The organism is Oerskovia sp. PE-21s (genome assembly GCF_056158145.1).
In genome coordinates this window covers 23744-47674 of record NZ_JBUXJM010000004.1, presented here as the reverse complement: position 1 = coordinate 47674, position 23931 = coordinate 23744, and the positions used below count along the sequence as shown (strand labels likewise).

At 72.7% G+C, this 23931-nt stretch carries 21 protein-coding genes; 15 read left to right on the top strand and 6 right to left on the bottom strand.

The features are described 5' to 3' along the window. Positions 1-184 precede the first annotated feature (184 nt). The 9 genes from ACZDYF_RS08825 (at position 185) to ACZDYF_RS08785 (ending at position 8983) form a co-directional block, all read left to right on the top strand. Positions 185-637 (top strand): hypothetical protein, encoded by a 453-nt coding sequence (locus ACZDYF_RS08825; protein WP_475055606.1) that lies wholly within the window; start codon positions 185-187, stop codon positions 635-637. After that, positions 634-957, top strand: a complete 324-nt coding sequence (locus ACZDYF_RS08820) for a winged helix-turn-helix domain-containing protein (RefSeq protein WP_475055604.1) — start codon at positions 634-636, stop codon at positions 955-957. Before ACZDYF_RS08825 ends, ACZDYF_RS08820 begins: the two co-directional genes overlap by 4 nt. 111 nt (positions 958-1068) lie before the next feature. Further along, entirely contained in the window at positions 1069-1749 is a 681-nt protein-coding gene (locus tag ACZDYF_RS08815) for a DNA-3-methyladenine glycosylase I (protein ID WP_475055601.1), read from the top strand. Positions 1750-1793: 44 nt separating this feature from the next. Then, positions 1794-3239: an L-serine ammonia-lyase gene (locus ACZDYF_RS08810; RefSeq protein ID WP_475056559.1), complete on the top strand. Its 1446-nt coding sequence runs from the start codon at positions 1794-1796 to the stop codon at positions 3237-3239. Positions 3240-3400: 161 nt separating this feature from the next. After that, on the top strand, positions 3401-4660 hold the full coding sequence (locus ACZDYF_RS08805; protein WP_475055597.1) for a sensor histidine kinase: 1260 nt from the start codon (positions 3401-3403) through the stop codon (positions 4658-4660). Further along, on the top strand, positions 4657-5334 hold the full coding sequence (locus ACZDYF_RS08800) for a response regulator (protein WP_400274096.1): 678 nt from the start codon (positions 4657-4659) through the stop codon (positions 5332-5334). Before ACZDYF_RS08805 ends, ACZDYF_RS08800 begins: the two co-directional genes overlap by 4 nt. A 125-nt stretch (positions 5335-5459) precedes the next feature. After that, complete coding sequence (locus ACZDYF_RS08795) at positions 5460-6668, top strand: hypothetical protein (protein ID WP_475055594.1); 1209 nt, start codon at positions 5460-5462, stop codon at positions 6666-6668. Between the two features lie 84 nt (positions 6669-6752). Further along, positions 6753-7871: an App1 family protein gene (locus ACZDYF_RS08790; protein WP_191790027.1), complete on the top strand. Its 1119-nt coding sequence runs from the start codon at positions 6753-6755 to the stop codon at positions 7869-7871. A 71-nt stretch (positions 7872-7942) separates the two neighbouring features. Then, positions 7943-8983 (top strand): hypothetical protein, encoded by a 1041-nt coding sequence (locus ACZDYF_RS08785; protein WP_475055591.1) that lies wholly within the window; start codon positions 7943-7945, stop codon positions 8981-8983. Between the two features lie 20 nt (positions 8984-9003). Here the strand turns inward: ACZDYF_RS08785 and fdxA are convergent, their stop codons facing one another. From fdxA to ACZDYF_RS08760, 5 genes are all read right to left on the bottom strand, one after another. Next, positions 9004-9321 (bottom strand): ferredoxin, encoded by a 318-nt coding sequence (gene fdxA / locus ACZDYF_RS08780; protein WP_129429411.1) that lies wholly within the window; start codon positions 9319-9321, stop codon positions 9004-9006. Positions 9322-9468: 147 nt separating this feature from the next. Next, complete coding sequence (locus tag ACZDYF_RS08775) at positions 9469-10095, bottom strand: superoxide dismutase (RefSeq protein WP_129429624.1); 627 nt, start codon at positions 10093-10095, stop codon at positions 9469-9471. A 227-nt stretch (positions 10096-10322) separates the two neighbouring features. Then, positions 10323-10964, bottom strand: coding sequence for a lysophospholipid acyltransferase family protein (locus ACZDYF_RS08770; protein WP_400274091.1), 642 nt, complete (start codon positions 10962-10964; stop codon positions 10323-10325). Between the two features lie 192 nt (positions 10965-11156). Beyond that, a complete protein-coding gene (locus tag ACZDYF_RS08765) occupies positions 11157-12758 on the bottom strand; it encodes an outer membrane protein assembly factor BamB family protein (RefSeq protein ID WP_475055588.1) in 1602 nt (533 codons plus the stop codon). A 43-nt stretch (positions 12759-12801) separates the two neighbouring features. Further along, entirely contained in the window at positions 12802-14013 is a 1212-nt protein-coding gene (locus ACZDYF_RS08760) for an NYN domain-containing protein (protein WP_475055585.1), read from the bottom strand. Positions 14014-14138: 125 nt separating this feature from the next. Between ACZDYF_RS08760 and ACZDYF_RS08755 the strand changes: the two genes are divergently transcribed. The 6 genes from ACZDYF_RS08755 (at position 14139) to ACZDYF_RS08730 (ending at position 22111) form a co-directional block, all read left to right on the top strand. Continuing rightward, the gene (locus ACZDYF_RS08755; protein WP_191792297.1) at positions 14139-15371 is read left to right on the top strand and encodes an ROK family transcriptional regulator; all 1233 of its coding nucleotides are present in this window, start codon (positions 14139-14141) and stop codon (positions 15369-15371) included. Further along, positions 15371-16351, top strand: coding sequence for a carbohydrate ABC transporter permease (locus ACZDYF_RS08750; RefSeq protein WP_475055583.1), 981 nt, complete (start codon positions 15371-15373; stop codon positions 16349-16351). The genes ACZDYF_RS08755 and ACZDYF_RS08750 overlap by 1 nt, the downstream gene beginning before the upstream one ends. Continuing rightward, positions 16344-17237, top strand: coding sequence for a carbohydrate ABC transporter permease (locus tag ACZDYF_RS08745; RefSeq protein ID WP_204806856.1), 894 nt, complete (start codon positions 16344-16346; stop codon positions 17235-17237). The genes ACZDYF_RS08750 and ACZDYF_RS08745 overlap by 8 nt, the downstream gene beginning before the upstream one ends. Before the next feature lie 32 nt (positions 17238-17269). After that, positions 17270-18535: an ABC transporter substrate-binding protein gene (locus ACZDYF_RS08740; protein WP_475055580.1), complete on the top strand. Its 1266-nt coding sequence runs from the start codon at positions 17270-17272 to the stop codon at positions 18533-18535. 115 nt (positions 18536-18650) lie between these two features. Then, positions 18651-19844, top strand: coding sequence for a glycoside hydrolase family 15 protein (locus tag ACZDYF_RS08735; protein ID WP_475055578.1), 1194 nt, complete (start codon positions 18651-18653; stop codon positions 19842-19844). Continuing rightward, positions 19841-22111, top strand: a complete 2271-nt coding sequence (locus tag ACZDYF_RS08730) for a glycoside hydrolase family 31 protein (RefSeq protein WP_475055576.1) — start codon at positions 19841-19843, stop codon at positions 22109-22111. The genes ACZDYF_RS08735 and ACZDYF_RS08730 overlap by 4 nt, the downstream gene beginning before the upstream one ends. A gap of 176 nt (positions 22112-22287) precedes the next feature. On the opposite strand, the gene ACZDYF_RS08725 is transcribed toward ACZDYF_RS08730, so the two are convergent. After that, positions 22288-23718, bottom strand: a complete 1431-nt coding sequence (locus ACZDYF_RS08725; RefSeq protein ID WP_475055574.1) for an outer membrane protein assembly factor BamB family protein — start codon at positions 23716-23718, stop codon at positions 22288-22290. Positions 23719-23931: the final 213 nt, after the last annotated feature.

Sequence of the window (23931 nt, the reverse complement as noted above, 5' to 3'; positions counted from 1 at the left end):
TGCGCGATCCCGCGCGGCGCCTCACAGTCGACGGTGACGCCGCGCCTCTCGAGGGTGGCGGGGCCGCGTCCACGACCTGGACGTGGCTCCCGCCGCCCTCGCTCTGCGTCCTGGACTCGGCCCCGCAAGGATGTCCGCCTGGCACTTACTTGCCAAGCAGGAAAGTAGATGCTTCGATGGACAGATGAGCAACGACGCACTCTCCCCCACCGCCCCGACTCCCCAGGACGCCGCCGCCGCGCTCGGCCTCGCGAACCGGAGCGCCGCGGCGACAGCGGGCATCGGGCACCGCTGGCTCCAGAGCCTGCTCCTCGCCTGGGCCGCCATGACGATCGCCGTGGTGCTGCTCGTCGGTCTCGCGGGCGTTCCCGGCATCGTCGTCGGCTCCCTGATCGGCCCCCTCTTCGCCGGCACGGTCGCGATCTGGGCCGCCCGCCAGGGCATCCGGGCCCGCAGCCTGAACGGTCGCTACCTGCTCGCCGTCCTCCTCTGGGCCGTCCTCTACGGCACGGCGCTCACCCTCGGCCTGCCGGGGCAGGCCGGCAACCTGGGCTACTGGCTCCCCGCCGCACTGGCCACCGCCCTCCCGATGCTCGTCGCCGCCCTGTGGCCCCGCCGCGAGGAGCTGGCGGCATGACCGAGACGCACCCCCGCCACAAGCTCGACGACGTCATCCACTCCCCCGTCCGGCTCTCGGTCGTCGCGGCGCTCGCCGGGGTCGAGAAGGCCGACTTCAGGTCGTTGCGCGACGCGATCGAGGTGTCCGACTCGGCGCTCTCCAAGCAGCTCACGGTGCTCGAGGACGCGGGCTACGTCGAGATCACCAAGGACCGCGTGGGCCGCCGCCCGCGGACGTGGGCCGCCCTCACGCCTGCCGGGCGGGCCGCTCTCGCCGCGCACCTCCAGGCGTTGCGCGCGATCTCCGAGCAGCAGCTCCCGGGGGTCACCGACGCCTGATCCACAGGGCCTGTGGACGCAGGCCGTCCACAGACGCCTGGACGCGCGCGGTCCCCACAGGGCGACTGCGCCGCACACCACGCGTGGGTGCCGTGCGGAAGAGTGGGCGCCATGACCACGACCGAGGCCACCGGCCAGCACGTCCCCGAACCCACGGCACCGCTCACCGCACCGGCCGACTCGCCCGTCTCTCCCCCCGCGGGCGCCCGATGCTTCGGCGACGGCGACGCGCTCTACGAGGAGTACCACGACGCCGAGTGGGGGGTCCCCGTCCACGGGGACGAGGCGCTGTTCGAGCGGCTGGCGCTCGAGGCCTTCCAGTCGGGCCTCGCGTGGATCACCGTGCTGCGCAAGCGCCCCGCGTTCCGCGAGGCGTTCGCGGGCTTCGACCCGGAGGTCGTCGCGCAGTTCTCCGAGGAGGACGTCGAGCGCCTGCTCCAGGACGCCTCGATCATCCGCAACCGGATGAAGATCGAGGCCACGATCTCCAACGCGCGCGCCCTGCTCGCGCTGCACGAGCAGGGTCGGACCCTCGACGAGCTCGTCTGGTCGTTCGCCCCGGGGGGTTCGCGCGCGCCCGACGGCGGCACTCCCGTCGACCGTCCGCGTCCCGCGACCTTTGCGGACCTCGCGGCCAGCACCCCCGAGTCGGTCGCCCTGGCCAAGGCGCTCAAGAAGGAGGGCTTCCGCTTCATCGGCCCGACGACGGCCTACGCGGCGATGCAGGCGTGCGGGCTCGTGGACGACCACCTGGCGACGTGCCCGGTCGTGACCGGCAATCCTTTGCTATAGCAGAACGGTTCCATCTTCTGAGACAGGATGCGATCATGAGGACCATGTCCTCGTACGTCAGCGTCCTCGACCTCTTCTCGGTCGGCATCGGACCCTCGAGCTCTCACACCGTCGGCCCCATGCGCGCAGGCACCACCTTCGCGCGCGCTCTCGACGAGCAGGGGACCCTCGACCAGGTCACGGCGGTCAAGGTCGTGCTGTGCGGCTCGCTCGGCGCGACGGGGATCGGCCACGGGACACCGGACGCGGTCGTCGCAGGCCTGCGCGGGCTCGACCCGGAGACGTGCGACCCCGACGACGTCCCGGGGAGCTGGGAGCGCCTGGGCGAGGGGCACGAGGTCCGGCTGCTCGGCCGCCGGGTCGTGACCATGGCGACCACGGACGTCCGCCTCGCACCGCTCACCCGGTTGCCCGGCCACCCCAACGGGATGCGCTTCACGGCCCTCGACGCGGCCAGCGACGTGCTCGCCGAGCAGGTGTACTACTCGGTCGGCGGGGGCTTCGTGCTGACCGAGCAGGACCTCGAGGCCGCCGCGGCGAACGAGGAGGCCCAGCACGCGGCCGAGCTCGCAGGCGCACCGATCGACCCCGCGACCGAGCCCTCGGACGTCCCGCACCCGTTCGCCAACGCCGCCGAGCTCCTCGCGTCCTGCACGCTCGAAGGGCGCAGCATCGCCGAGACCGCGTGGGAGAACGAGGTGTCGCTGCGCCCCGCCGCGGAGGTCGGAGCGGGGCTCGACCGGATCTGGCGCACCATGAGCGAGTGCGTGGACGCGGGGCTCGACCGCACCGGCATGCTTCCGGGGAGGCTCAAGGTCCGCCGTCGGGCGCGGGCGCAGCGCGAGAAGCTCGAGGCCGCGGAGGCCGACGGCGCCTCCGACCTGTCGATCGAGTGGCTCCAGGCCTACGCCATGGCGGTCAACGAGGAGAACGCCGACGCGCGCCGCGTCGTCACGGCGCCCACCAACGGCGCGGCCGGGATCATCCCGGCCGTCGGACGCCACTTCCTGCGCATCCACCCGGACCTCGCGGCCGACGAGGAGGCCACGCGCCAGGCCATGCGCACCTACCTGCTCACCGCTGGAGCGATCGGCGCCCTCTACAAGCGCAACGCCTCGATCTCCGGTGCGGAGGCCGGGTGCCAGGGCGAGGTCGGCTCGGCCTGCTCCATGGCGGCGGGAGCCATCTGCGCGGTGCTCGGCGGCACCCCGGCGCAGGTCGAGAACGCTGCGGAGATCGCGATGGAGCACAACCTCGGCCTCACGTGCGACCCGGTGGGCGGGCTCGTCCAGGTCCCGTGCATCGAGCGCAACGCGATTGCAGCGTGCACAGCGGTCTCGGCCGCCAAGCTCGCCCTGCAGGGCGACGGCGCGCACGTCGTCTCGCTCGACGCCGTGATCGAGACCATGCGACAGACGGGCCTCGACATGTCGACCAAGTACAAGGAGACGTCGACGGGCGGCCTCGCGGTCAACGTCATCGAGTGCTGAAAGCGGTCCGGGTCATCGAGTGCTGAAAGCGGTCCGTCCCACCGCGACCAGCCCCAGCCGACCGGGCCTGGTCCCCAGGAGCGGCGCGGACCCACGGCTGACATGATGTCGAGATGTCCGGCTCGTCCCCTGAGGCAGCGAGTGGCGCATCGAGACCAGGTGTGTCGCTGCGCTCTCTCGTCGCGCCCCTGAGGTCGGGGGCCACGGTCAGGGCGGGAGTGTTCCTGGTCGTCGGTGGGCTCGTCGCCGGAGCGTACGGGCTGCTGATCGAGGGGTTCGTGCAGATGTTCGCAGACCCGCAGACCGCGACTCCTACGACCGCAGCGCTCGCCGTCGTGGCGACGACGCTCGCCGCGGCGCCACCCTTCCTCGCCCCGGTCCGGACCGTCGAGGTGCTCGCGGCGCGCACCCTGCTCGACGTCGACGTCCAGACCCCGTCGGACCGGCCGAGCCCCACCGCTCGGTGGCGGGGCGCGGCGTGGTTCCTGCTCCACCTCGTGCTCGGTCTGGTCGTGGTCGTCTCGCTGCTGGTCGTCGTCCCGCTGGTGCTCGACCTTCTGCTCTCGCTGTTCGGGACGCGCCCCTTCCTTGAGCCTGGTTGGCTGCCGGCCTGGCTGGCGCACCCGCCCCTGCGTCTCCTGCTCGCGCTCCTCGTCCTCGTCGCCCTGCCCTACGTCGTGGTCGGGGCACGGGCGGTGCTGCGGTCGGCGGCGCCGGTGCTGCTGGGCCCGGACCAGAGCGAGCGGATCGCCGAGCTCGAGGCGCAGACCGCACGATTGGTCGCGCGCAACCGCCTCGCGCAGGACGTGCACGACGGCGTCGGTCACGCCCTGACGATCACCGTGCTGCAGGCCGCGGCTGCGGCGCGGACCCTGGAGTCCGACCCTGCGGCGGCTCGCCGTTCGCTGGCAGCCATCGAGGAGACCGGACGCCATGCCATGGCCGAGCTGGACGACCTGCTGCGGCGCTTGCGCAACCCCGGGGCGGCCCCTGCGCCGGGGCGCGCGAGGTCGCTCGAGCACGACGACCTCACGACCCTCGTCGAACGCGCCCGCCAGGCGGGGGCGGACGTCACGCTGGTCCTCGTGGGGGACGTGGCACGGGCGCCGGACGAGGTGGTCCGCGAGGTCTACCGGGTCGCCCAGGAGTCCCTCACCAACGCGCTGCGGCACGCTCCGGGGGCGCCGGTCGCGGTCCGGGTCGTGCGCGCCAGCGACCTCGGCATCGAGGTCCGGAACCCGTGGTCGCCCGGGACGGGGGCACATGAGGAACGGCGTGGCCACGGCCTGGCGGGCATGCGCGAGCGTGTGACGGCGCTCGGCGGCACGCTCGTCGCGGGGCCCGACGGCGAAGCGTGGGTCGTGCGCGCGTCGTGGCCCGTCGTGGAGGACGAGCCGGAGAGCCGGGTGGCGACCTCGTGAGGCAGGGCGACCCCCCCGCCGGAGGGCTCGACGTGGTGCGTGTCCTGGTCGTCGACGACGAGCCGCTCGTGCGGGCCGGGTTGCGCGTGATCCTCGACGCCGAGCCCGACATCGAGGTGGTCGGGGAGGCCGCGGACGGTGTCGAGGTGCCGGGGGCCGTCACGGCGACCCGACCCGACGTCGTCCTCCTCGACGTCCGCATGCCGCAGGTCGACGGGATCGCTGCGACCCGCGCGATCGTGGCCCGCGACCCGGCTCCTCGGGTGCTCGTCATGACGACGTTCGAGCACGACGACCACGTCCTCGACGCGCTGCGCGCCGGCGCTCACGGCTTTCTGCTCAAACGGGCGCGCCCGCAGGACCTGGCCCAGGCGGTGCGCGTCGTGGCGCTCGGGGAGTCGCTGCTCTTCCCTGACGCGGTGCGTCGGCTGGCGACCGCTCATCCCGCTCGCGGGGACGCCTTGCGCTCGGCCCGGCTCTCCGAGCGCGAGGGCGAGGTCCTGCGCCTCATGGCCACCGGAAGGTCCAACCAGGAGATCGCGAGCGAGCTGTTCCTCGGGGTGGAGACGGTCCGCACCCACGTGGGGAACCTGCTGGGCAAGCTCGGGGTCCGCGACCGCACGCAAGCCGTGGTCGCGGCCTACGAGTCGGGCTTCGTCCGCCCCGCCCTCTAGCGAGCGGGTTCCCCCGCACGGGGGACCCCGTTCCCCGTCGCGGGTGATCCGAGCCCGGCCGTCACCGACGAGCCTGAAGGGACAGCTCGCCGGGCACAGCCGGCGACACTCCCCGAGGAGCGACCGTGGAAGACATCGACACAACCGACATCGCGACGACCACCGCCCGACCCGGCACGGATCTGCGTGGCGACCCTCGATCGGGTGGCACCGGGGCCGCACCTCCCCTGCCGGGAACGCGCCGGCCGACGGTCCCCCGCTGGCCGCGCTGGGTCCCTCCCGTGACGGTCGCGTGGTGGCTCGCCGGGGCCCTCACCGCCCTCGTCGCCGTCCTCACGGGGCGGAACCTGCCCGTCGGGGCGTCGACGCCGGACGCGGCGGGGACGATCGTCGAGTCCGTCCCGAGCAGCAGCCTGACCGCGGCACTCGCGATCCTGGGACTGGTCGGGGCGGCGCACGCCGCCTGGATGACGTCACGGACCGACCGACCGACGACCGGCCGGGTGCGCGCCGTGGCGGTCTCGGTCTCCGTGCTCGCCGCATCCGCCGGCGTCCTGTTCGCCGACACCAGCCTTCTCGCCCGCATGGGGTACCTCCCCGTCGTCCTCGTCCGGGCCCCGTTCGACCCGGAGCTCGCGCAGGCCTTCGACCAGTACGTCGCACCGGCGTTCCTGCTCCAGCTCGGCGTGCTCGTCGCCCTGGTCCTCCTCGCGGTCACGACTACGCTCTTCGTCCGGCGCACCAGCGGGGCGTGCGAGGTCTGCGGACGCCTGGACCCTCCGGCTGACCACCACGCACCGGCACCGGCCGGTCAGGACTCCGCACGAGCGTCGGGCATCGTGGCCTGGGGTCGGCCCGCCGTGTTCGTCGCAGCGATCATCCCGTCCCTGTATGCCGTCACCCGGCTGATCTGGGTCCTGGGATATCCGCTCGGGCTCGATCCCCAGATGTACGAGCAGGACGCGGGCGAGCTGGTCGCCCCCGCAGTGGGGCTCTCGCTCTTCGCCCTGGTGGGTGCCGTGCTGACGCTCGGCCTCGTGCAACGGTGGGGTGAGGTCTTCCCTCGCTGGATCCCGGGCCTCGCGGGACGACGGGTCCCGGTCGCGCTCGCGGTCGTTCCCGCCTCGGTCGTCACGGTCGCGATCCTTCCGGCCGGCCTCTCCATGATCAAGGGTCTGCTGGAGATGTCCCCGTCAGAGGTCCTGGTGAACTGGGCTGCATTCGGTCCTGGCGTGCTCTGGCCCCTGTGGAGCGTGGCCCTCGGGGTCGCGACCTGGGCCTACGCGACCCGGCGCCGTGGCACGTGCCGCGTCTGCGGCCGCCGCACCTCCTGACCAGCGGGTTCTTCCCGGTTCAGCCGATGAAGCCGGCGTCCTTGTGCCAAGGTGGGAGACCAGCACCTTCGACGAGCGGATCCCATGCACCAGACGCACCTCCCCTCCCCGACTCCCCCGGTGGAGCGGCTGCACCTCTCGGCACGCCTCGAGGACCGCATCCGTGCGGCCGCGGTCAAGTTCCTGCGGGCCCGGGGCTGGACCCCGCGCATCGAGGCGTACGTCGGCTACGGCAACGAGGGCTCGGTGCGCGTGCTGGCGCGGGTGCTGCTGAGCCGCCCGCACCGCCGGACGGACCTGGTGTGGAACCGGCGCGGCTGGCGCAACTACCTCACGGTCTCCGCGCCGGGCGAGGTGGTCCGTGCGTCGGTCACGCGGACCGACGGGTCGGGCCAGGAGGAACGACTGGTGACGGACCTGCCCGCCGACCGCGACGGGTACGTGGACGGGATGCTGGACGTCGCGCTCTCCCCGGGGTGGCACGACGTCCAGCTCGCCACGGCGAGCGGTGCCGTCGCGACGGCGCGGGTCTTCGTGGTCGGGCCGGGGCGGCGACTGGGCGTCATCAGCGACATCGACGACACGGTCATGATCACCATGGTCCCCAGCCTGCTGCGCGCGGTGTGGAACACGTTCGGTCTGCACGCGAGCGAGCGGCGCCCGGTGCCCGGCATGGCCGACCTGTACCAGGGCATCGCCTCTGTCCACCCGGATGCCCCCTTCGTGTACCTGTCCAACGGCGCGTGGAACTCCGCGGGGAACCTGGAGCGCTTCCTCGACCGCAACGGCTTCCCGCCCGGGGCCCTCCTGCTGACCGACTGGGGTCCCACCGCGACAGGGTGGTTCCGCAGCGGGCAGGAGCACAAGGGCAACGCGATCGACCGGCTCGTGCGCGAGCTGCCCGACGTCGGCTGGCTCCTGCTCGGCGACGACGGCCAGCACGACCCGGAGATCTACGACGCGGCCGCGACGCGCCACCCGACGCACGTGGCCGCGATCGGCATCCGCCAGCTCAGCCCCGCGCAGAAGATCCTCGCCCACGAGCCTCCCGCGCCGTCGTCGGGCCGCAGCGGCGGCGCCTTCCTCGGGACGGTCGCCGCGCCGGGATCGCGCCGCCCCCGGCGCCCGGCGCACGGCGTCCCCACGGCTGGCGGGCCCGACGGCGGAGCGCTCGCCCGGGCGCTCGGACGCGCCCTGCGCTGAGCCCGGCCCGTGCCCGCGACGCGCGAGACATCCCGGATGCCCCGTGCGTCACGAGATGTTTCGCTGGGGGCATGACCGACGACAGGGAGCGACCAGGCCCAGCAGGCGACCAGGACCCCACCGAACCGATCAGGCCCGCCTTCCCGGCGCCGGGCGGCATCACCGGCGGCAGCGTCCCACCCGCCGAACCCATCCCGAACGCCCCGGACCCGTTCTCCGCCACGGGAGCCTCGACGTCGCCCGGCGGACCCGGCGAGCCGCCTCCCGGCGGACCGGCCGAACCGCCGGGCAACCGCGCGTGGTGGTGGGCTCTGGGCGGGCTCGTGCTCCTCGCGATCGTGGCGGTCGGCATCTGGCTCGCGACCCGTGGCGACGCGGACGCCGACGCCGACGCCTCTCCCGCCCCGACGCCGTCGGCCACCGCGGGCTCGCAGGCCCCCTCCGACGAACCGACCCCGGAGACCACGACCACCACGACCTCGCCCACCACGGGCTGCGCCGCGACCGGGACCGGCGTGCCCGCGGGCGCGGACACGCACCAGATCGTCGACGTCGACGGCGACGGCCGCCCCGACACCGCCTGGCTCACCGGCGGCGCCGACCGGACGTTCGGCATCACGACGGCCTCAGGGGCGACGTTCTCCGCCCCCGTCACGTCCGCGAGCCCCGTCCCGGCGAGCGCGATCGTCAACCTCGTCGCGGCGGGCGACGGCGAGGCGCCGATCGCGCTCGTCGACGTGGGTCGCGAGGTGCTGCTGCTCTCGGTGGCGGACTGCGCCGTGACGGTCACGCAGAACGCGCAGGGCCAGCCGTACACGTTCGACAAGGGGTTCAGCGGCTTCGGGACCGGCGTCGGCTGCACGGCCGTGGACGGCCTGCTGCACCTGGCCGGGCTGGACGCGACCTCGTCCGACGGTTCGACGTACACCGTGGAACGCACGTTCATCGACCTCGACGCGGCGGCGCGGACCGCGACGAACGGCCAGGCAGAGACCGTCGCCGAGGGGGCTGCGGCGACCGACCCCGTCGTCGTCACGGCGCAGGAGACGAGCTGTGGCGACCTCGTCACGGGCGGCACAGACCCGGGCGGACCGGTCGAGCCGCAGGGCTGAGGACGGGCGGCTCGCGTTCCTCAGGCCTGCGGGGCCAGGGCCGCGATCATCGGGTCGTCCTTGTCGATCATGCCCATCTTCGCCGCACCCCCCGGCGACCCCAGATCATCGAAGAACTCCACGTTCGCCCGGTAGTAATCGCTCCACTCCGAGGGCACGTCGTCCTCGTAGTAGATCGCCTCCACCGGACACACCGGCTCGCACGCACCACAGTCCACGCACTCGTCCGGATGGATGTACAACGACCGCTTGCCCTCGTAGATGCAGTCCACCGGACACTCCTCGATGCACGCCTTGTCCTTCACGTCCACACAAGGCTGAGCGATCACATAGGTCACGGCGGACCACCTTTCTGGAGGGTTCTGGCTGCCCGCAGGAAGGCCCCGGCAGCGTCGCGCGTGGTGCGCGCCGCAGTGCCGGGGCCTTTCCCGTTCACGCGGGTCTCGTCGTGCCGGGCGCTCGACGCCCGGCACCGGTCACGAGGGTCAGGCGGGGATGATGAGGCCTTCGCCCTGGGTGCGGGCGCGGGCGAGGCGTGCGTCGGCGTCGGCCCAGTTGACGAGGTTCCACCAGGCGGTGACGTAGTCGGCGCGCACGTTCTGGTAGTCGAGGTAGTAGGCGTGCTCCCAGACGTCGAGCAGGACGATCGGGACCAGGCCCAGGGCGATGTTGCCCTGCTGGTCGTAGAGCTGGACGATGATGAGCTTCTTGCCGAGGGTGTCCCAGGCGAGGATGGCCCAGCCCGAGCCCTGGACGCCTGCGGCGACCGCGGCGAAGTGCTTCTTGAACTTCTCGAACGAGCCGAAGTCCTCGGCGATGGCTGCGGCGATGTCGCCGGTGGGCTCGCCGCCGCCCTCGGGGGAGAGGTTGGTCCAGAACGCGGAGTGGTTGACGTGTCCGCCGAGGTTGAACGCGAGGTTCTTCTCGTGGAGGTTGACCGCGGCGAGGTCGCCGGAGTCGCGGGCCTCGGCGAGCTTCTCGAGTGCCGTGTTGGCGCCGGTCACGTAGGCCTGGTGGTGCTTGGAGTGGTGCAGCTCCATGATGCGGCCGGAGATGTGGGGCTCGAGTGCGCCGTAGTCGTACGACAGCTCGGGAAGGGTGTAGACAGCCATGGTGAATCCTCTCTATCGGTGTCGGCCACGCTAGGACCTCAACCGTGGTTGAGGTCAAGTCGGACGCCCTCGGGGCGCGGCGGCGGCGGGGCGGACCCGCCGGGCGCGATCCCTGGGACACGTGGCCCTCCCCCGAGCACATCACGGCGGGACGGGTCTTGCACGTCCTTCTCAGGAACGGGCGTGTCCCGGCCGACCTGCGACCGGTGCCGGGCGAGAGGCGAGGATCAGCTCGCGCGCTGCTGGCCGCTCATCGCGTGGATCGAGTCCATGACCTGCTCCGTGAGCTCGCGGCGGGCCTGCGCGGGCTTGCCCGACGTGATCTGGCGTGCGGGCTCGATGGGCGCCCCGAACTGGACGGTCACGCGGTGGATGCGCGGGAGGCGCGAGCCGACGGGCTGGACCTTGTCGGTGCCCTGGATCGCGACGGGCACGATCGGCGCGTGGCCTGCGAGCGCGAGCCAGGCGACGCCGGTGTGCCCCTTGTGCAGCTTGCCGTCGCGCGACCGCGTGCCCTCGGGGTAGATCCCGAACGCGCCGCCACGGTTGAGCACCTCGAGCGCGTCCTCGAGCGAGCGCTGCCCGGCGCGCGGGTCGTCGCGCTGCACGGGGATGTGGCCGAGGGTCGTGAAGAACCAGCGGGAGATGCGTCCCTTGAGCCCGGTGCCCGTGAAGTACTCGGCCTTGGCGAGGAACGTGACGTGGCGCGGGGCGACGATGGGGATGAGGAGCGAGTCCACGAACGACAGGTGGTTGCTCGCCAGGATGACGGGTCCGCGCCGCGGGATGTTGTTGAGGCCGGTCACCCGTGGCCTCAGCAGCGTGAAGGCCAGGAGCGACAGGATCAGCTTCAGCACCCGGTACGTCATCCGTACATTGTGCACCGACGTGCAGCCAGGCCCGACGGCGGGGTCCCGGTCTGCGCGCAGGACCCTGCGGAAGAGCGCAGTTCGCCGGGGAGAACCTGGGACCGTGCACGGATGTTCACGCGTGGTGGTTCGTTGCGCACCGCCTCTGCGACCGTGCGGGCCATCGCCCGGCCCGCCTGCCACGGGACCGGGTCACTCGAGGCGCAGGATCCGCGGCCCGTCGACCGCGAGGAGCGCCCCGCCGACCGCGACGAAGCCGTACGGGTCCACGGTGAGCGGCTCCTCCCATCGCGTGGTGCCGTCGGCCAGGTCGATCGAGGACCATCGCGCCCCGGACCCCGGCTGCGTCCCCAGCAGGACGGTCAGCGACCCGTGTCCCGCGAAGGCCCCGGTCACGTCGCTGCTCGACGACCCGCCGCGCTCGGAGGCCCGCCACGTCCACAGCTCCTCGCCCGTGGCGTTGTCGATCGCCACGGCCCCGGGGAAGGTGGCGACGACGGTCACGTCCCGGGTCGCGAGCAGGACCTGCGTGGCGTACCGCCGAAACGCCCAGACCTCGTGCCCGTCCTCGGCGAGGGCTGCGAGCCCGGAGCCCGGCCGGACGAACAGCAGAGGTGGTGCGGTGCCGTCCGTGGCGAGCGGCTCGAGGATTTCGCTCACGCCTCGCAGGAGCACCTCGCCCTCCGCGTCCAGGACGTCCGTCCCCGACCCGTCGCTCGCCGTCCTGGCGAACCGGCCGTCGGCCAGACCCTCGACGAAAGCGTCGTCCCCGGAGGACAGCACGTCTCCCCCCGGGGAGAACGTGGCGCCCACCCGGCATCCCGTGACCGAGATGAGGCCCGCCAGGTCGTAGAAGTACACGGACTCCCGGTCGTCGACCATCGTGCCGTCCACGGAGATCTCGCAGGTCCCGTCGTCCCCGGTGTCCTCGACCGGGACGAGGTGCGTCCAGCGCACGTCGCCGGTGCGCGCGTCCTCGACGGTGACGACGAGCCCTCGGTCCTCCCGGATCGCCCTCACGAGGTCGCCGTCCGCGAGCACCTCCGCGTGGCCGCGGGAGACGTCGAGCGCACGCTCGGAGAGCGTCCTGCCGTCGAGCCCGAGCACGGAGACCGTCGTCGGCGGCCTGGTGGGGTGCGACGGCACGAGCTCTTCCAGGCTCCCGCCGCTGAGGCACGTGATGGTCGACAGGGCTGCGGCCTCGCCGGAGCGCGCGACGAAGGCGCCGCAACGGCTCCGCCCGAGGTCCGCCCGCCGCCAGACCTCCTCTCCCGACGTCAGGTCGTGGGCGACCAGCTCTCCGTCGCCCGCCACCAGGAGGCGGTCGCCGGCCAGCCTCGGCCAGGCCTCGCCGGTGTCGATGCTCCAGACCTCGTCCGGCGTGTTCGTCAGCCCGACGACCCCGCCGGGAGCGGTCCGCAACAGCGCCTCTGCCTGTCGGGTGCGGACGACGTCGACGAGGGTCAGGCCGCCGAGCACGAGCACCAGCCCGGCCGCGACGCCCCCGACGAGCAGGCGGCGCCGCTTCCGGACCCAGGGCGCCGCGGGCCCGCCCGCGGGGCCCGGCTCGTCTGGCAGCGGATCCGCTGCCCCTCTCTCGTCCAAGGCGCCGGGGGCGGCGTCCGCTCCCGGGCGCGCCACGCCGTCGGGCAGGGATGTGCCGTGGTCTCCCGGACCGTGGCCGGGCAGGGGCGGTGTCCCCTGCCTCGGTCCGAGCTGGTCGTCGCCGTCGTCCAGGTCGTCGACCGCCTCGAAGGCGATCTGGCGGGGTTGCTCTCGTCGTCGAAAGGGCACGCCCGGAGCCTAGCGGCCGGGCGTGCCCTTTCGGGGCGGAGGGTCAGCGCGTGGCGACCGACACGAGGTAGTCGTCGGCGTCGTCGTCCCAGCGCAGGTCGATCGCGCCCGCGGTCTGCGCGGCCTTGCAGAACTGGAGGAAGCTGCGGTAGCCGAGCGCCTTCTCGCTGAAGTCGGGGCGCTTCTTGCGGAGCTGGTTCTTGAGGCCCGACAGCGGCACCGAGTCGCCTTGCTCGCCCACGACGGTGCGCAGCAGCGCGAAGTCGTCGCCCGCGTGCCCGCGCTCGGGCAGCGAGACCTCGGGGTCGCCCGTGGCGGGGCCCGCGCTGAGCTGCACGACGCCGCGCTCCTCGAGGTAGCGAAGGAACTCGCCGAAGTTGCGGAAGCCGTAGTCGGCCTCGCTGAACGTGGGGTCCTTGCGCAGCAGCGTGCGCTTGAGCGTCGAGGCGACGACGGCTCCGCTCGACGAGCTCGACAGGTCCGCGAGGGTCTGCGCGACGAGGACCGCGAGGTCCTCGTCCTCCGAGGCGGAGGACGCCCCGTGCCCGACGGCGGACTCGAGCTCGGCCTCGACGTCCAGCGGGACGGGGGTCGGCTCGGGAGCACTTTCGGCGACCGGCGCCACGTCGGTGGCGGGCGCCGTCGCGGCCTCGGGAGCGGGGGCGGCCGCGGCCTTGCTCGACGAGCCGGAGCCCGACGAGCGGCTCGACGACTTGCGGGCCGTGCTGCGGTTCGAGCTGTTCGAGGACCGCTTGCGCTCGACGGGCTCGTCGGGGATCTCGACGCCCTCGAGGCGGTCGTAGAAGAGGAACTCGTCGCACGCCGGGGGCAGCAGCTTGGAGGTCGAGTTCTCGACGCCGATCCCGATCACGCGCTTGTTGAGCTCGCGCAGCTTGTGCACGAGGGGAGAGAAGTCGCTGTCCCCTGTACACATCACGAAGGTCGAGATGTACTCACGCTCGAAGGCCATCTCGATCGCGTCGACGACCATCTTGATGTCGGCCGCGTTCTTGCGCGAGGCCCCCATGCGCTGGGGCATCTCGATGAGCTCGACCTGGTGGCGGGTCAGGGAGCGGCGGTCCTCGTCGAAGTACGACCAGTCGGCGTAGGCGCGGCGGACGACGACGCGACCACGCGCGGCGAGCGCGTCGGCGATCGGCTTGAAGTCGAAGGTCATCCCGCCCAGGTGGTCGCGCGCGCCCAGCGCGAGGTTGTCGTAGTCGAGGAAGACGGCCAGACGTTCTTCGGTGTCCATGTCCGCCAGGGTATGGCCCGCACGGTCCGAACGCCCATCCGCCGCGGCGACCAGCACGTTTGACACGTCTCGGCATGCGGACTTAGTTTGTGGCTAAAGATAGTCCCGAACAAAGGAGTTCTCCGGTGCCGACCACCACCGCTCGAAGCGACCACGGCGCCGCCGCGACGCTCGCGCTCCTCGGAACGCGAGGCCCCAGGAGCCGTGCGGCCATCGCCCGCGAGCTCGGTGTCAGCCCCGCGACGGTCACCCAGATCACCAAGGACCTCGTCGAGCGAGGCCTCCTGGTCGAGCTCGAGACCGTACCGAGCCAGGGCGGGCGCCCCGCCCGCCTCCTCGGGCTGAGCAGCGCACCCGCCCCCCGCGCGATCGGGGCCAAGGTCACGGCCGACCACGTCGCGATCGTGTCGGTCGGTTTCGACGGCGAGGCGCTCTCGCAGTCGTCGCACCCGTTCGACCCCCGCCGCCCCGACGCGCTCGACGCCCTCGGACATCTCCTGCGCGACGTCCTCGCGGCCGAGGACGGCCCGGTCCTCGGCGTCGGGATCGGCATCCCCGGCTCGGTCGACGCCCAGGCCTCCGGGGTCGTGACCGCCCCGACGCTCGGCTGGACCGCGGTCCCCGTCGGCGCCTCGCTGCGCCACACGCTGGGCGTGCCCGTCCTCGTCGAGAACGACGTCAACACCCTGGCCGTCGCCGAGCACCTGTACGGCACCGGACGCGAGCACGCGTCGTTCCTCGTCCTGACGATCGGGCGCGGCATCGGCTCGGGACTCGTGGTCGACAGCACCATCCGCCGCGGCGCCGCGGGCGGGGCCGGCGAGATCGGCCACTTCCCCGTGACCGAGGACGGACCGCTGTGCGAGTGCGGCAACCACGGGTGCCTCGAGGCGTACATCGGCGACGACGCCCTGCGTACCCGCGCGATCGCCGCGGGCATCATCGGGCCCGACGGGACGGTCGCCGACCTCGTGGCCCGCGCCGACGCGGGCGACCAGGCCGCGCAGGACCTCTACCACGAGGCAGGACGCCTGCTCGGCCGCACGCTCGCGGGCGTCGTCCACATCCTCGACCCCGAGCTCGTCGTCCTCCTCGGCGAGGGCATCGCCGCCTGGCCCCACTGGCAGAGCGGTTTCGAGAAGACGTTCCGGGCACACCTCCTGCCCTCCCGCCGGGCCATCCCGTTCGTCGTCGAGCCCTGGGCCGACGACAAGTGGGCCCTGGGCGCCGCCGCCCTCGTCCTGGCCACCCCGTTCGACGCCGCGGGCGCGTCGGGCGAGCAGGGGCGGCTCGTCGTCGCCCGCATGCAGACCGACGCCGGCAGCTCGCCGGCCCTCACCCCCACGAGGAGACAGTGATGTCCGTCCCCGCCACGGCGCCGCCACGGGCGGCAGCGCCGAAGCGCCCGACCCCGCAGCGACAGAGCACGTCCTCACGGTCGCGGTGGCGCAACCGGGGGTGGGTCCTGTTCTTCCTGCTCCCCAGCGCCGTCCCGCTCGTCGTGTTCACACTCGCCCCCATGGTGAACTCGCTCTGGGTGAGCCTGCACGACTGGAACCTCGTCTCGCCCATGAAGTGGGTCGGCCTCGACAACTACGCCGACCTGCTGACCTCGGGCGACACCTGGCGGGTCCTCGGGAACACCATGTTCTACATCCTGGGCTACCTGCCCCTCGTCTACGTGGGCGGCCTGGGCCTGGCCATGCTGCTCAACCGCGCGCTCAAGGGCCGCACGTTCTTCCGCGCGGCCTACTTCCTGCCCGTCATCACGAGCTGGGTCGTCGTGGCCCTCGTGTGGCAGTGGCTCCTCAACCCGTCCAACGGCCTCGTCAACCAGCTCGTCCAGCCGGTGCTCGACGGGCTCAACGGGCTCCTCGGGACCGACATGACGGCCCCCGGGTGGTGGACCGACCCGCAGTGGGCGATGCCCTCGGTCATCCTCGCCTCGGCGTGGAAGGACCTCGGCTTCGTGATGGTCATCCTGCTCGCAGGTCTCCAGGCGATCCCCGGTGACGTGCTCGAAGCCGCCCGGGTCGACGGCGCGGGCGCGTGGAAGCGCTTCTGGCACATCACGTTCCCGCTGTTGTCCCCCTCCACGTTCTTCGTGCTCGTCATCTCGCTCATCAACGGGTTCCAGGTCTTCGACCAGGTGTACGTGATGACGGGGGGCGGACCGTCCGGCGCGAGCCAGGTCGTGGTCGGTCAGATCTACGACCTCACGTTCCGCTACGGCCGGGCCGGAGACGCGTCCGCCCTGTCCTGGATCCTCTTCGTCCTGATCCTCATCGTCACCGCGCTCCAGATGCGCGGTCAGCGCAGGTGGGTGAACCATGCCTGAGACCCTCGTCCCGACCGCCCCCGTCACACCGACCACGGCCCCCGCCTCCCTGCGGCGCCCCCGGCGCTCCGCCGGTCAGATCCTCGGACGCATCGCCCTATACGCGTCCGTCGTCGTCGGCGCGGTCATCATGCTCTTCCCGTTCCTGTGGACGGTCATCACGTCGATCACGCCGAGCGGCTCGCTCTCGGGCGGCCCGTCGCTGATCGTCGAGGACCCGACGCTCGACGCCTACCGGACCCTCATGGAGTCCATGCCGGTCTGGCGGATCATCGCGAACTCGTTCGGGGTCGCGGTCGTCGCGACCCTGCTGCAGATGATCACGGGCTCCATGGCGGCCTACGGCTTCAGCCGCCTGCGGTTCAAGGGCAAGAACGTCGTGTTCGCGGCCTACCTGGCGACGCTCATGATCCCTCTCCAGGTCCTCGTCGTGCCGCTGTTCATCCAGATGACGCGGCTCAACCTCAACGACACGTACTTCGCGCTGCTCGCGCCGTCGATCGCGTCGGCCTTCGGCATCTTCCTCCTGCGCCAGGCCGTCGACGGCGTGCCCCGCGAGCTCGACGAGGCCGCGACGCTCGACGGGGCCGGTCACCTGCGGATCTTCGGCCTCATCGTCCTGCCCCTCGTCAAGCCCGCCCTCGCGACGCTCGCCGTCTTCGCCTTCATGGGCTCCTGGAACAGCTTCCTGTGGCCCCTCGTCGTCATCCGCTCCCCCGAGCTCATGACGCTCCCCCTGGGGCTGTCCACGCTCCAGGGCCAGTTCACGACCCAGTGGGACGTCGTCATGGCGGGCTCGGTCGTGTCGATCCTGCCGATCGCGATCGTCTACATGTTCGCGCAGCGCCACATCATCGCCGGCATGTCCCACACCGGCCTCAAGTAGGAGTACGCACCCCCACCGAAAGGAGAGGTCTCATGACCTCACGCTTCAACGGGCGCACCGCTGCGCTCGTCCCGCTCGCGCTCGTCGGCGTCACCGTGCTCGCGGGCTGTGCCCAGGGTTCGGCGACCACGACCACGGGCGCGGACGGCAAGACGGTCGTCCGCTACATGAACTTCACCTCGAACGACGGGCACGAGAAGGACCTCGACACCATCGTCGCGGCCTACGAGAAGGAGAACCCGGACGTCGACGTCCAGGTCGAGACGATCCCGTACGCGGACTACTTCACCAAGCTGCAGACCGCGTTCGCCGGGAAGACCGTCGCGGACGTCGTGGACCTCAACTACGAGAACTTCGTGTCCTACGCCGAGTCCGGTGCCCTGGCCCCGCTCGAAGACGTGGACGCCGCCACCTACAAGGACACGCTCCTGGAGTCCTTCACGCACGACGGCACCCAGTACGGGCTCCCGTCGTCGTACTCCAACGTCGTCCTCTACTACAACAAGGCGCTCTTCGACGCCGCCGGGCTCGAGCACCCCACGGCCGACTGGACGTGGGCGGAGGAGCAGGCCGCGGCGACCGCGCTGACCGACACCGCCGCAGGCGTGTACGGCGACTTCCAGCCCGTGACGTTCCACGAGTTCTACAAGGTGCTGGACCAGGCGGGGGGCCAGTTCTTCACCGAGGACGGCTCGGCCTCGGCGTTCGACAGCCCGGAGGGCGTCAAGGCGGCCACCTGGCTCGTCACGAAGCCCGGGACGGTCATGCCCACCGAGGCCGACGGGTCGAGCACCCCCGACTTCGACAAGGACCTCTTCTCGGCCGGCAAGCTCGGCATGTGGCACTCGGGCATCTGGATGTTCGACGCCCTGTCCCAGGTCGAGGGCCTCGACTGGGACATCGTCGTCGAGCCGGGTGACGCCTCGAAGGCCTCGGCCCTGTTCACCAACGGGGTCGCCGTGACCGCCGCCTCGAAGGAGAAGGAGGCCGCTCAGGACTTCGCAGAGTTCCTCACGGTCTCGCCCACCGCGGTCGACACCCGGCTCGCGAGCTCGTGGGAGCTTCCGCCCGTCGCCGACGAGGAGGCCCTCGCCCCGTACCTCGAGCAGACGCCGCCCGCGAACCGTCAGGCCGTGATCGACGCGCTCGACACCGTCGCCCTCCCGCCCGTGCTCGCCGCGCAGCAGGAGATGCAGGACGCGATCAACGAGGAGCTGTCCAACGCGGCCGCAGGCCGCAAGACCGTCGAGCAGGCCCTGACCGACGCCGCCGCGCGCGTCGACCAGCTCCTCGGCTGATCCCGCTCGCACCGCACCCGTCCGGCCGGTCGTGGTGCGTGGTCCCCGACCACGCGACTACGCACCACGACCCGCCCCACGCCGGACGTCCACCCCTAGCACCAGGACGAATTCCATGAGCCTCGCCCTCCCCACGACACAAGACCTCGACCGCCTGCGTGACCTGGCGCGCACCTCCGCGGAGGTGATCGCACAGCACCAGGACGGCGGCGGCGCCTACCCGGCCTCGCCCACGTTCAGCGCCTACCGGGGCTACGCCTGGTTCCGCGACGGGTCGTTCGTCGCCGAGGGGATGTCCCGCTACGGCGCCGTCGAGTCCGTCGACCGGTTCCACCGGTGGGCCGTGGGCGTCCTGACCTCGCGCGGCGAGCACGTCGCGGACCTGCTCGCGCGGGCCGACCGCGGCGAGCAGCTCCCCCTGACCGACATGCTCCCCACGCGCTTCCTGCTCGACGGCGCCGACGGCCAGGACCCCTGGTGGGACTTCCAGACCGACGGCTACGGCATGTGGCTGTGGCAGCTCGTGACCCACGCGGAGCGCCACGACCGCCCGCTCGACCCGTACCGCGAGGCCGTCGCCATCGCGGTCGACTACCTGCACGCGACGTGGGAGCTCCCCTGCTACGACTGGTGGGAGGAGCACGTCGAGGAACGCCACCCCTCGACGCTTGCCCCGGTCCGCGCGGGCCTCCTGGCCGTCGCGGGCGCCCGGTGCGCCGACGGCTCCCCGCTGCTCGACGACGCCCGCTCGGCCCGGACCCGCGAGGTCGCCGACGCGATCAGCGCGCTCGTCCGGGCGGACGGCATAACGTCGGGCCGCGCGAGCGACCCCGACGCCCCGCACCTCGCGAAGTGGTTCGGCTCGGGCGCGGTCGACGCGTCGCTCGCCGCGTGCGTCGTGCCGTTCGGCCTCGTGGAGCCCGGTTCGCCGGTGGCCGAGGCCACGCTCGACGCGGTCGCGCGCGACCTCGACGTCGACGGCGGCGTGCACCGCTTCCGCGCGGACGTCTTCTACGGCGGCGGCCAGTGGCTGCTGCTGTCCGCGCTCCTCGGCTGGAACCACGCCCGCGCGGGCCGGACCGACGAGGCGTGGCGCCACCTGCGGTGGATCGCCTCGCACGCCGGACCCGACGGGCAGATGCCCGAGCAGGTCCCCGACCACCTGATGCACCCCGGCTCCCGCGACGAGTGGATCGAGCGCTGGGGTCCCGTGGCCCGGCCCCTGCTGTGGTCCCACGGCATGTACCTGATCCTGGCCGACGAGCTCGGCCTCCTGACGACCGACCCGAACACGGAGCCGCACCCATGACCACCCTGATCCACCGCCCGGCCGGCATCGGCCACCCCTACGCCGCGTCGGCCGACCAGCGCCTGCCCGTGCACCCCGGGGCCGGGTCCTCCGTGAGCCTCGGCGTCGTCGTCGAGGACGCCCCCGCCGACGTCGCCGTCGCGTGCGAGTGGGACGACGGCTCGCAGGTCACGACGTTCGCCGCCGCGCCCGGGTCCGTGTCCCCCGCGGACGCGGCCGCGCTCGCGGGCGGCGACGGGCACCTCGCCGCGGCCCAGGCGGGCCAGCTCACGGCCGACGGCGCCTGGCACGCCACGAGCCCGACCCTCGAGGCGGGCCGCCGCTACCGCTACCGCTTCACGACGGCCGACGCCGCCACCGAGTGGTTCGACGTCAGCGCGGGGACGTGGACCTCGACCGCCCCGGCCGGGGCCCGCGGGGTGACGGTGGGCGGCGTGCCCGCCGACGAGCACCCGCTCGTCGTCCCCGGCTCGGTCGAGTGGTGGACCGACGAGGACGGCGCCCGGCGCGTGCGGTTCGCGTTCCGCCTCGACGCGTCCGAGCACGTGGTCGGGTTCGGCGAGCGGTTCGACACCGTCGACCAGCGCGGCAGGAGCCTCGACGCCGTCGTGTTCGAGCAGTACAAGTCGCAGGGCGCGACGGGACGCACGTACATGCCGATGCCGTTCGCGCACGTCGTGGGCGGCTCCGGCTGGGGCTTCCACGTCCGCACGTCGCGGCGCACCTGGTACGACGTCGCCGCGTCCTCGCCCGACCTGCTCGTCGTCGAGGCCGCGCTGGGCGACGACGCCGCGCTCGACGTCGGCGTCTACGAGGGCAGCCCCACCGAGGTCCTCAAGGCGTTCGGCGACGAGGTCGGCCGCGCCGAGGAGCTCCCGTCGTGGGTCCTCGGACTGTGGGCGTCGGGCAACGAGTGGAACACCCAGCAGCTCGTCATGGACCAGATGGACGCGCACCGCGACCTCGACGTCCCCGTGAGCGTCGTCGTGATCGAGGCGTGGAGCGACGAGGAGGGCATCACGATCTTCCGCGACGCCCGCTACGAGACCAACGCCGACGGTGCCCCGCACGCCGCCTCGGACTTCACGTACCCGGCCGACGGCGCCTGGCCGGACCCGAAGGGCATGATCGACGAGCTGCACTCCCGGGGCATCAAGGTCGTCCTGTGGCAGATCCCCCTGCTCAAGACCGAGCACGACCTCGGCCCCGACGTGCCCCACGAGGCGCAGGTCCTCGCCGAGGGCAGGGCCATGGTCGCGGCCGGGCACGCGGTCCGCGAGGCCGACGGCAGCGCCTATCACAACCGCGGCTGGTGGTTCCCGCAGTCCCTCATGGCCGACCTGTCGACCCCCGAGGGCCGCGAGTGGTGGACCGCGCGCCGCCAGTACCTCGTCGCCGAGCTCGACGTCGACGGCTTCAAGACCGACGGCGGCGAGCACGCCTGGGGCGACGACCTCCAGTACGGCGACGGCCGCAAGGGCGACGAGGGCAACAACCTCTACCCCGTGCACTACGCCCGCGCGTTCGGCGACCTGCTGCGCGCGAACGGCAAGGCTCCCGTGACGTTCTCCCGCGCCGGGTTCACCGGGTCGCAGGCCCACGGCCTGCACTGGGCCGGGGACGAGAACTCCACGTGGGAGGCGTTCCGCTGGTCCATGAACGCGGGCATCACGGCCTCTGCGTGCGGCATCGTCTACTGGGGTTGGGACCTCGCCGGCTTCTCCGGGCCCGTGCCCGGCTCGGAGCTCTACCTGCGCGGGGTCGCGGCCGCGACGTTCAGCCCGGTCATGCAGTACCACTCGGAGTTCAACCACCACCAGCGCCCCCTGCGGGACCGCACCCCCTGGTACGTGGCCGAGACCAACGACGACCCCGAGGTCGTCGACGTGTTCCGCGCCTACGCCCAGCTCCGCGAGCGCCTCGTGCCCTACCTCGCCGAGCAGGCGCGGCACTCGATCGAGACAGGTGCCCCGCTCATGCGCGGGCTGTTCGTCGACCACCCGCACGACGAGAACGTGTGGGAGCACGCCGACGAGTTCCAGCTCGGTGACGACCTGCTCGTCCACCCCGTGACCGAGGAGGGCGCGCCCACCTGGACCACGTACCTCCCCGCCGGGGAGTGGATCGACGCCTGGACGGGGCGGCCCGCCACCGGCGAGGCCCACGGTTCCGGGGTCCTCGTGACGCGGGACGTCCCGCGCGACGTCATCCCGGTGTACGTGCGCGCCGCGGCCTGGGACGACATGGCTCCGGTGTTCGCGAGGTAGCCCCTCCGGCCGGGCGACTGACGACGCCGCGCCAGAGGCAGGGCCCCACCCGTGGTCACGGGTAGGGCCCTGTCTCGTCCGCGTGACTGCTCCCGAGGCACGTGCTGCTCCTACGACGACAGGTGACGGCCCGTGTCCGTCGTCGGCACCTGAGCACCGGAGCCTTGTTGACGCCGTCAGCCGAAAGCCGTGACCTGGGCTTCGTCGATCCTCAGCAGCCGACCTCCCCCAGCGGCCAGCTCGTACGGGTCCCCGGTGTGCTCCTGGGTCCATCGCACGTCGCCCGTCGCCAGGTCGAGGGCGGTGACCGAGCTCGTGCCGGGCGCGGTGGGGACGACGAGGAGCGCGGAGAAACCGTCGGTGAACGTGCCGGTCACGCGGTACGACACCGCACCGGACGCGGGGTCGGCCGCCCGCCGCCACCGTTCCTCACCCGTCGTGGCGTCCAGGGCGACCGTCTCCCGGTCGACCGTCTGCACCATCACGACGTCCGCGCCGCGGACGAGCACCTGACGCGCGGCGACCGGTGCGGTCCAGGCGGTCGTGCCGTCCCTGTGGACGGCGAGGAGCGCCTCCCCCTGGTCGAGCAGGACGAGGTGAGGCGCCAGGAGGTCGCGGGCACCTTCCCCGAGCACGAGCCCCTCGTTCGTCCAGAGCACCGTGCTGTCGGCCGAGACGGCTTCGACAGGTCCCGCGACGGCCGTCCCCGACGAGCGGAGGTAGGACCCGTTGCCCAGGGCGATGACCTGCACCATCGCCGACGTTTCGTCGACGACCTGCCCCCCAGGCGTCAGGTAGGACAGGACGCCACATCCGTGGACCGCCACCGTCCCCGACCGGTAGACCGCACGGACGGCATCACCTTCCGTCGCGCACAGGGGGTCCTGCGCGTCCTCCCTCACGGTCAGCCGTCGCTCCCACGCCACCGTGCCCGTCCGGACGTCGACGGACCGGACCACGACCCCCGTCTCGTCTCTGGCGGCCTGGAGCACCGTCCCGCCGGGACCGGCGACCGCCTCGCCCCAGCGTGGGTCCATCTCTACCTCGGCCACCACCGCACCGTCGACGCTCACGAGTCGGGCCGCGGTGGCCTCCTCCCCCTGGCCCAGGCACACGAAGGCCGACACCTCCGCCGTTCCCTCGGCGCGCACCTGGTCGGCGGCGCAGACCTGCCGGGTCAGGTCGTCCAGCCGCCAGCGCTCGTCGCCCGACCCGAGGTCGTACCCGACGGTCCCGGAGCGCCCCGGGACCACCAGCAGGTCCCCCACGGTGAGCGGCTGGCCCCCGTCGCGGTCGACGCTCCACTCGGCACGCGGCGCGTAGGTGAGGTCGAAGATCCTGTCCTCGGACGAGCGGAGCGTCTCGAGCGCGTCGTCCTGGGCCGCCCCGTCGCGCGTCACGACGACCGCGGCCGCCACCCCGAGCGTTCCGAGACCGACGGCGAGGCCGACCAGACGGGCGGCGCGACGCCGTCGTGCCGTACGGGTGAGGGGGCGTCGCGTCCGCTCCCGACGAGCAGGCTCCGGGACGCCCGAGCCCGGGTCGACACCCTCGGACGAGTCGTCGAGCACGAACGAGACCTGCTGCTGGCTGCGTCGGCGAGGCACGCCCGGAGCATAGCGGCGACGTCGGGGAGGATCGCCCGGCGGTCCGGGAGGGCGCCGACAGGCGTACGTTGGAAGGGCGACCGCAGGGACCGACGAAGGGATCTGCGACCGCGTGGACGGACGCCGGAGCGGGGCCGAGGAACCACTCCGGACCCCTCCGTCTCACGCTTCGAGCAGATATTGGCTCAGATCATGGATTCCCCCTACGATCGT